Annotated in this window: 9 protein-coding genes and 1 pseudogene; 5 read left to right on the top strand and 5 right to left on the bottom strand. The window is 64.1% G+C overall.

The window, feature by feature from the left end; genetic code table 11:
* Positions 1 to 238: pseudogene (locus ACRDTL_RS02845) on the bottom strand (ferredoxin reductase); the annotation flags it as partial.
* Between the two features lie 69 nt (positions 239 to 307).
* Here ACRDTL_RS02845 and ACRDTL_RS02850 point away from each other — a divergent pair.
* Positions 308 to 982: a TetR family transcriptional regulator gene (locus tag ACRDTL_RS02850; protein ID WP_431505209.1), complete on the top strand. Its 675-nt coding sequence runs from the start codon at positions 308 to 310 to the stop codon at positions 980 to 982.
* A 19-nt stretch (positions 983 to 1,001) separates the two neighbouring features.
* Positions 1,002 to 1,676, top strand: a complete 675-nt coding sequence (locus tag ACRDTL_RS02855; protein ID WP_431505216.1) for a DUF427 domain-containing protein — start codon at positions 1,002 to 1,004, stop codon at positions 1,674 to 1,676.
* Between the two features lie 52 nt (positions 1,677 to 1,728).
* Here ACRDTL_RS02855 and ACRDTL_RS02860 read toward each other — a convergent pair whose 3' ends face one another.
* Positions 1,729 to 2,334, bottom strand: a complete 606-nt coding sequence (locus tag ACRDTL_RS02860; RefSeq protein ID WP_431505210.1) for a GNAT family N-acetyltransferase — start codon at positions 2,332 to 2,334, stop codon at positions 1,729 to 1,731.
* Positions 2,335 to 2,418: 84 nt separating this feature from the next.
* On the opposite strand from ACRDTL_RS02860, the gene ACRDTL_RS02865 reads away from it, so the two are divergent.
* The gene (locus tag ACRDTL_RS02865) at positions 2,419 to 3,708 is read left to right on the top strand and encodes an acyl-CoA dehydrogenase family protein (protein WP_431505211.1); all 1,290 of its coding nucleotides are present in this window, start codon (positions 2,419 to 2,421) and stop codon (positions 3,706 to 3,708) included.
* 65 nt (positions 3,709 to 3,773) lie between these two features.
* Here the strand turns inward: ACRDTL_RS02865 and ACRDTL_RS02870 are convergent, their stop codons facing one another.
* Together ACRDTL_RS02870 and ACRDTL_RS02875 are read right to left on the bottom strand one after the other, a co-directional pair.
* On the bottom strand, positions 3,774 to 4,040 hold the full coding sequence (locus ACRDTL_RS02870; RefSeq protein WP_431505217.1) for a hypothetical protein: 267 nt from the start codon (positions 4,038 to 4,040) through the stop codon (positions 3,774 to 3,776).
* A gap of 685 nt (positions 4,041 to 4,725) precedes the next feature.
* Entirely contained in the window at positions 4,726 to 5,181 is a 456-nt protein-coding gene (locus tag ACRDTL_RS02875) for a MaoC family dehydratase (protein ID WP_431505212.1), read from the bottom strand.
* 90 nt (positions 5,182 to 5,271) lie between these two features.
* On the opposite strand from ACRDTL_RS02875, the gene ACRDTL_RS02880 reads away from it, so the two are divergent.
* Together ACRDTL_RS02880 and ag85C are read left to right on the top strand one after the other, a co-directional pair.
* The gene (locus ACRDTL_RS02880) at positions 5,272 to 5,778 is read left to right on the top strand and encodes a metallophosphoesterase family protein (RefSeq protein WP_431505213.1); all 507 of its coding nucleotides are present in this window, start codon (positions 5,272 to 5,274) and stop codon (positions 5,776 to 5,778) included.
* A 222-nt stretch (positions 5,779 to 6,000) separates the two neighbouring features.
* Positions 6,001 to 6,993: a diacylglycerol acyltransferase/mycolyltransferase Ag85C gene (gene ag85C, locus ACRDTL_RS02885; protein WP_431505214.1), complete on the top strand. Its 993-nt coding sequence runs from the start codon at positions 6,001 to 6,003 to the stop codon at positions 6,991 to 6,993.
* Between the two features lie 85 nt (positions 6,994 to 7,078).
* On the opposite strand, the gene ACRDTL_RS02890 is transcribed toward ag85C, so the two are convergent.
* Positions 7,079 to 7,699, bottom strand: a 621-nt coding sequence (locus ACRDTL_RS02890; RefSeq protein WP_431505215.1) for a YoaK family protein, incomplete at its 5' end; no start/stop codon positions are given.

Below are 7,699 nucleotides of genomic sequence, written 5' to 3' on the forward strand. Positions count from 1 at the left end.
GGGAGAGGTTGACGTACTGGCCGGCCCTGACGGTGTGATCGAATCCCGCGTTCGGCTGCAGCGTCAGGGTGACGCTGCGCGGTGTGCTGCGGCGCACGTCGATGACCTTGGCGCGGGCCTCCCCCGACGTCCAGGCCGGGTCGACCAGCTCGGTGTACCGATCGACGCCGTGCGGGCCGGTGAGCAGGTCGACAAGGCCGGAACCCAGCACCCGCTTCTTCAAAGTTTGGGTGAACATCTGTACACCGTGCGTCACGAGGCGCCAGGTCGTCAAGTATTACCGCAGCACTGTGGTAGAGTTCACATAGTGAACAGTCGTACGCCAAACTCACGGCCGCACCGGTCGGGCCGAGGACGTGGCCGCGAAAGCCAGTCCAGAGAAGAGCGCAAGGAGGCCACTCGGCGGGCCATCGTCGCGGCTGCGCTCAAACTGCTTGCCGATCGCGGCTTCGGGAGCCTGAGCCTGCGTGAAGTAACGCGAGAGGTCGGGATTGTGCCCGCGGCGTTCTACCGTCATTTCGAGTCGATGGAGGCCCTCGGGCTGGTGCTGATCGACGAGTCGTTTCGGACCCTGCGCGACATGTTGCGCGGAGCGCGCGCGGGAAAGCTCGATCCCAACCGGGTGATCGAGTCGTCGGTCGAGATCGTCGTCGCCAGCATCGCCGAACAACGCGAGCACTGGCGGTTCATCTACCGGGAGCGCTCCAGCGGGGTCACGGTGTTGCGGTACGCGATCCGCACCGAGCTGCGGCTCATCACCTCCGAACTGGCCACCGACCTTGCCCGCTTCGACGGGCTCAATGCCTGGAGCACCGAGGACCTCAACATATTGGCAACCCTGTTCGTCAACTCGATGATCGTCATCGCCGAGTCGATCGAGGATGCCCAGGGCGCCGAGGCGCTGGCCGACATCAAGCGGACCCATGTCAAGCAGTTGCGGATGATCGCCGTCGGCGTCGCCGGCTGGCGCAGCAAGCCCTGATTGCGGCATGGATGAAAAGATGGCCATCAGGATGCGGGATCTGCTCGGCAGTGCGCTCGGATCGTTGCGGTATGAGCCCACCGAGAAGCGGCTTCGCGTCTACCTAGCCGGCGAGTTGGTCGCCGACACCGTCAATGCCCGGCTGGTGTGGGAGCCGGGCCGGGTGGTCCCGACGTACGCGGTGCCGGACTCCGACATCGTGGCGCGACTGGAGCCCGCCGCATTCCAGCCCGACGACCCCGACCTGGCCGGGTACCTCGTCCTCGACTTCAACGCCTTCGAGTGGCGCGAAGAAGAGGAGTCGATCGTCGCCCATCCGCATGACCCGTTCAAACGCATCGACATCCTCGCCGGCAGCCGCCATGTCCGGATCGAATGGCAGGGCCGGTTGCTGGCCGAATCGTCGCGCCCGTTGCTGCTGTTCGAGACGTTGCTGCCGGTCCGGTGGTATCTGCCGCGCACCGACGTCGTCGTGGAGCTGGAGCCGACCGACACCGTCAGCTACTGCGCCTACAAGGGCCGCGCGTCCTACTATTCGGTGCCCGACGGCCCCGCCGATGTGGCCTGGACCTACCACCGGCCGCTGCGTGACGCCGAGCCGGTGCGTGACCGCGTCGCCTTCTTCGACGAACGGGTCGACGTCACCGTCGACGGTCGGCGTCGGGAGCGGCCGGTCACGCCGTGGTCGGACTGAACGGCAGCTAAAAATTCACTCGACCGCCCTGCGCGCTCGGTTCAGGGGTGGGCTACCTCGGTGCCCGCCACATAGGCCATAGCGTCGGCCCGCCGCCGGGCAGCGTGATCTCGCCGGTGACGGCGAAGCCGAAGCGTTCGTAGTAAGGCACGTTCTCGGGTTTGCTCGATTCCAGATACGCCGGACAGTGCTCGGCATCGCAGCGGTCCAGCCGGGAACGCATCAGCGCCTGCCCGAACCCGTGACCCCGCACGCTGATGTCGGTGCCGATGACCGCCAGATACCAATGCGGTTCCTCTGGATGGTGGCGCTTCATCACTTCCACGACCTCACGGGCCGCCGCCGGGCGAACGCCGAAGGTGTGGATCAGTGACGGCAGCATCGCCAGTTGCGCTCGCCTGGATTGCTGCCATCGGTTCGGTGGATCCCACAGCGCCGCCGCGCCGATCGCCGCCCCGTCGCAGGCCACCTCCACACCACCTCCGGCGAGATGATGGTGCCGGGTCTGGGCCCTGAACAACCGCGGCAACCGCACTGCGCGCGACTTGTCGTCGGGCAGTATCCACATCGTCACCGGATCGTCGTAGAAGGCGCCGCCCAGCGTCTGGGACAGCGCGCGAATATCAGCTTTGCGCGCCGGGCGTGCTTCGACCGTCACATCGACCAAGGTTAGCGGCGGGCCGCCGTTAGTTGTAGCGTCTACAGGCGTCACCGGAAAGGCCGACTTCAAGGAATTTCGACTGTGTGGGACTTTGAGACGGACCCGGAATACCAGCAGAAACTGAGCTGGGTCGAAGAATTCATGGTCGATGAACTCGAGCCGCTTGATCTGGTCGCGCTCGATCCGTACGACAAGAACAACCCCGAGACGATGGCGGTGCTGCGGCCTCTGCAACAGAAGGTGAAGGAGCAGGGACTGTGGGCGGCGCATCTGACACCCGAACTCGGCGGCCAAGGCTATGGCCAGGTCAAGCTCGCGCTGCTCAACGAAATTCTCGGCCGGTCCCGCTGGGCGCCGTCAGTGTTCGGCTGCCAGGCGCCCGACTCGGGCAATGCCGAGATCATCGCGCTTTTCGGCACCGACGAGCAAAAGGCGCGCTATCTGCAGCCGCTGCTCGACGGCGAGATCAGTTCCTGCTATTCGATGACCGAACCGCAGGGCGGTTCGGATCCGGGTCTGTTCGTCACCCGCGCCGAGCGTGACGGCGACAGCTGGGTGATCAACGGCGAGAAGTGGTTCTCCAGCAATGCCAAACATGCCAGCTTCTTTATCGTCATGGCGGTCACCAACCCCGATGCGCGTTCCCGCGACAAGATGTCACTGTTCATCGTTCCGGCCGAGACACCGGGCATCGAAATCGTCCGCAACGTCGGGGTCGGCACGGAGTCACACGGGACTCACGGCTATGTCCGCTACACCGACGTACGGGTGCCCGCCGACCATGTGCTCGGCGGCGAAGGCCAGGCATTCGCGATCGCCCAAACCCGGCTCGGCGGTGGCCGGATTCATCACGCGATGCGTACGATCGCGCTGGCCCGCCGCGCGTTCGACATGATGTGCGAGCGGGCGCTATCGCGGCAGACCCGATTCGGCAAACTGGCCGATTTGCAGATGACCCAGGAGAAAATCGCCGACAGCTGGATCCAGATCGAGCAATTCCGGTTGCTGGTGCTGCGCACCGCATGGTTGATCGACAAGCATCATGATTATCAGAAGGTGCGCCGTGACATCGCGGCGGTGAAGGTAGCGATGCCTCAGGTGCTGCACGACGTGGTGCAGCGCGCAATGCACCTGCACGGCGCGCTCGGCGTCTCCAACGAGATGCCATTCGTGAAGATGATGATCGCTGCAGAGTCTCTGGGTATCGCCGACGGCGCCACCGAGCTGCACAAGATGACGGTCGCCCGCCGCACTCTGCGTGAATATCAGCCGGTATCAACGCCTTTCCCGTCCCAGCATCTGCCCACCCGTCGTGCCGAGGCACAAGCCCGACTGGCTGAACGCGTGGAGCACGCAGTCGCCGAATTCTGACTCAGCCGGTGGGCGAACGCCCCCAAAGTCAGTCAAAGGGTCGGCAATTGTCCCCGATTACCGGCTCACGCGGCAATGGTCACGTCGATAGATAAGTGCTTGCCTATGGCGTGCGCTGCCGGCCAGTCACCGGTCTGGACCGCGTGTTCCAGGTCGTCGGCCAACGAGCTGTGGACGTTTAGTTCGGCTAGCCATGTGGATATCGTTGTCGCGATCTCGTCGCCGGGTACGCATGCTGTATGCCCGTCGTGCAGTCGGTCGGTCAATTGGTAGATCGTCGTCGTCGCCGGCATGTACCGCGGCGGCTGGCTGCGCCACCATAGCCACCCCATCCCCGTCGAGCTCGTTGCTGAACTCATCGTGCCCCCCGTTACGTCCTATCGGATCGATCCGATCACTCCGGCTGATCGGGCACCAGGGCCCAACAGCACGGTTCCGACAGTGCTTCCCTCCTCCTTCACATCGACCGAAGTCCCAGCCGGGAAGGGTCTTTCGTCACCGCCACCCTCGATTACCCCCGACCACTGCGCAAGTGACCACCGCCCCAGGCTCAGGATGCCGCCCTTGCCCGCGAGCGAAATGTCCGTTCAGCATAACCCCATCAAGGCCGGGTTCGAGGAGGTAAGAGCCATAAAGTCGCTTGTGGTCTGTGTTTCGGTTTCGCATGGCAATAACCGTCGAGTGGCCGACCGAATGGCTGAGGTGCTACAGGTTGAGGTCGCCGAACCCGAGGCAGTCAATCCCGAGACGTTGTCCGAGTATGACCTGATCGGTTTCGGGTCGGGAATCTACTTCATGGCCGTACACCCAGGCTGTGGAACTTCGCACGCAACCTGCCGCCGGCCACTGGCATCGCGGCGTTCACGTTCTTCACCAGCGGCGCCCGGGAGATCCCGCTGCTGGGCTTCAGCAGACCACTTCGGTACCAGCTCCAGCAGAAGGGCTTCGACGCGCTCGGGTCGGTCGCGCAATAGTGCCGTTAGTCCCGAACCGTGCGTTTAGGCCGGGCTCGCGGCGTTAGGAGATGTAGCGCACGATACTTTCGGCCACGCACGCGGGTTTTTTGGATCCTTCGATCTCCACGGTGGTCGACACCGTCGCCTGCACGGCTCCGTTGCCGAGGTCTTCGACGCCGACCAACGAGCTTTGCGCCCGCACCTTGGATCCGACCGGCACCGGGGCAGGGAAACGGACCTTGTTCAGGCCGTAGTTGACGGCAAGTTTTATGCCGTTGACCGTGTACATCGCGTGCATCAGCCGCGGCAGCAGCGCCAGTGTCATGAACCCGTGCGCGATCGTGGTACCGAACGGGCCCTTCGCCGCCCGTTCCGGATCGACGTGGATCCACTGGTGGTCCCCGGTCGCGTCGGCGAATTTGTTGACGTCTTCCTGAGTGATGGTCACCCACTCGCTCTGCCCGATGACTTGATCCGTGGCGGCTGCGAGGTCGGCGACTGACTCGAAGGTGCGCATTAGGTGTTCTCCTCTGTTCCGGCTGTGAGCATCGTGCCACCTGCCCGATCGACGGTTTCGGCCAGATCCAACATCGAGCAGAATGACCGGGTGAGATTGCTCCTCCTTGCCGACACCCACATCCCGCTGCGTGCCCGCGATCTACCCGCGCAGGTCTGGGATCGGGTCGCCGAAGCCGACGTCGTCCTGCATGCCGGCGATTGGGTGACACCGAAGCTGCTCGATGAGCTGGCGGCAAAGGCCGCTCGACTGGTGGCGTGCTGGGGGAACAACGACGGACCGGTACTGCGGTCACGCCTGCCGGAGCGTGCCGATGAGATGCTGGGCGGCCTGCACTTCACCGTCGTCCATGAGACTGGCGCCGCGACCGGCCGGGAGGCGCGGATGTCACGGCGCTACCCGGAAAGCGATGTGCTGGTGTTCGGCCATAGCCACATCCCGTGGGACACCACGACGAAAACCGGTCTGCGGCTGCTGAACCCAGGATCACCGACCGATCGTCGCCGACAACCGTCATGCACATACATGACCACGACGGTCGACAACGGCTCGCTGAAGGATGTCCTCCTCCACCCGATCGTCAGACAGTACGGCTAGCACGCAGTCGGAAGGCTGTGCGACGCTGATTAATTCACGGTCGAAGCGATGCCTGAAACATAACCGTTATCTTTGAGCCCGCGCCGAGGCTCAATCGTTAGCCAACCGCGACATCACACCCCGAGGCGGTAATCGGGACATGTCGTCCTGCTGTGTTTGACTGCGACCGACAGCTATTCGACCGCAATTTGCGACAGATGAAAGTTGGGATGGGTAGGAGCTATGAAGTTCGTTGAGAAGTTGAGGGACGGGGCAACACGGTTACCGCGTCGGCTGACGATCGCGGCCATCGGGGCGGCGCTGCTGCCTGGCCTGGTCGGTGCCGTCGGCGGCTCGGCGACCGCGGGGGCGTTCTCCAAGCCGGGCCTGCCGGTCGAGTATCTGCAGGTGCCCTCGCCGTCGATGGGTCGCAATATCAAGGTCCAATTCCAGGGTGGCGGACCGCACTCGGTGTACCTGCTCGACGGCTTGCGCGCCCAGGACGACTACAACGGCTGGGACATCAACACCCCCGCGTTCGAGGAGTACTACCAGTCGGGTCTGTCGGTCGTCATGCCGGTCGGTGGAACGTCCAGCTTCTACACCGACTGGTACCAGCCGTCGCAGGGTAACGGCCAGAATTACACCTATAAGTGGGAGACGTTCCTGACCAGGGAGATGCCCCCGTGGTTGCAGGCCAACAAAGGTGTTTCACCCACCGGCAACGCCGCGGTCGGCCTGTCGATGTCGGGCGGGTCCGCGTTGATCCTGGCCGCCTACTACCCGCAGCAATTCCCGTATGCGGGGTCGTTGTCAGGGTTCTTGAACCCTTCGGAGGGCTGGTGGCCGACATTGATCGGCATGGCGATGAACGACTCGGGCGGCTACAACGCCAACAGCATGTGGGGTCCGTCGAGCGATCCGGCGTGGAAGCGTAACGACCCGACGGTCCAGATTCCGCGGCTGGTCGCCAACAACACCCGCATCTGGGCCTATTGCGGTAACGGCACCCCCAACGAGTTGGGTGGCGACAGCATGCCGGCCAAGTTCCTGGAAAGTATGACGTTGCGCACCAACGAAAGTTTCCGGGCCAACTACCTGGCGGCCGGCGGCACCAACGGTGTGTTCAACTTCCCGTCCAACGGCACGCACGACTGGGCTTACTGGAACCAGCAGCTGGTGGCCATGAAGCCGGACATCCAGCGAGTGCTGAACGGCGCACCGAACGCCGCCTGACACCGCCCCCAAGATCGGCAGCAGCGCACCCCCAGCGCTGCTGCCGATCCTTGGGCGCACGTTCGGCGTCGCCATTAGGCCCCGGCTACTTCCATAGGCCGCGTCGGTCGGCATACAGATAGGTGTATCCGGTGGTCAGTGCGCAGACCACGCTGGCGACCGCCAGCATTTGGGTGCCACCGGTGACCAGGCTGATGAATCCGCCGGCGGTGGCACCGGCGACAAACCCGGCGAACAGCAGAAAATATCCCAACCAGTCTTCGAGCGTCCCCCCGTTGAGGTGGCGTTCGATACCTTGACCCATCTTCACCAGCGTCCCCGTGACATAGCTCAACGGGATCGACACCTCGCCACCCTTGACGAACGTGGTATTCAACGTGCCCACACCGAAGGTCACCAACGCGACCGGCAGGAACGGCAGCGGAAGCGTGGGCCCGCCTCCGACCGTGAGGTCGAGCACCGTCGCGAGCACCAGCGCCAACGTGGTCAGCACGGTCGCCCCGTGCGGTCGGGTGGGCCAGATGTATCGCCGACACAACGACGCGCTCACCACGCCGGCCAGAAATGCGAATATCAGCACCGCGGCCGACAGCGCCAACCAATGTTCGTCGCGGAAAAACCCGAGCACCGCGCGCTGGGCGTTGCCGGTCATAAACGTCACGAAGTAGCCGGCGGAGTGGGTATACGCCGTCGCACCCAACAGTCC

Source organism: Mycobacterium sp. (assembly GCF_050700595.1).
In the GTDB taxonomy this organism is placed as follows: Bacteria; Actinomycetota; Actinomycetes; order Mycobacteriales; family Mycobacteriaceae; genus Mycobacterium.

Excerpts from the sequence above, each read along its gene's own strand:
- ACRDTL_RS02855 (WP_431505216.1), top strand. The coding sequence starts at position 1,002 with ATGGCCATCAGGATGCGGGATCTGCTCGGCAGTGCGCTCGGATCGTTG.
- ACRDTL_RS02870 (WP_431505217.1), bottom strand. The coding sequence starts at position 4,040 with ATGGGGTGGCTATGGTGGCGCAGCCAGCCGCCGCGGTACATGCCGGCG.
- ACRDTL_RS02875 (WP_431505212.1), bottom strand. The coding sequence starts at position 5,181 with ATGCGCACCTTCGAGTCAGTCGCCGACCTCGCAGCCGCCACGGATCAA.
- ag85C (WP_431505214.1), top strand. The coding sequence starts at position 6,001 with ATGAAGTTCGTTGAGAAGTTGAGGGACGGGGCAACACGGTTACCGCGT.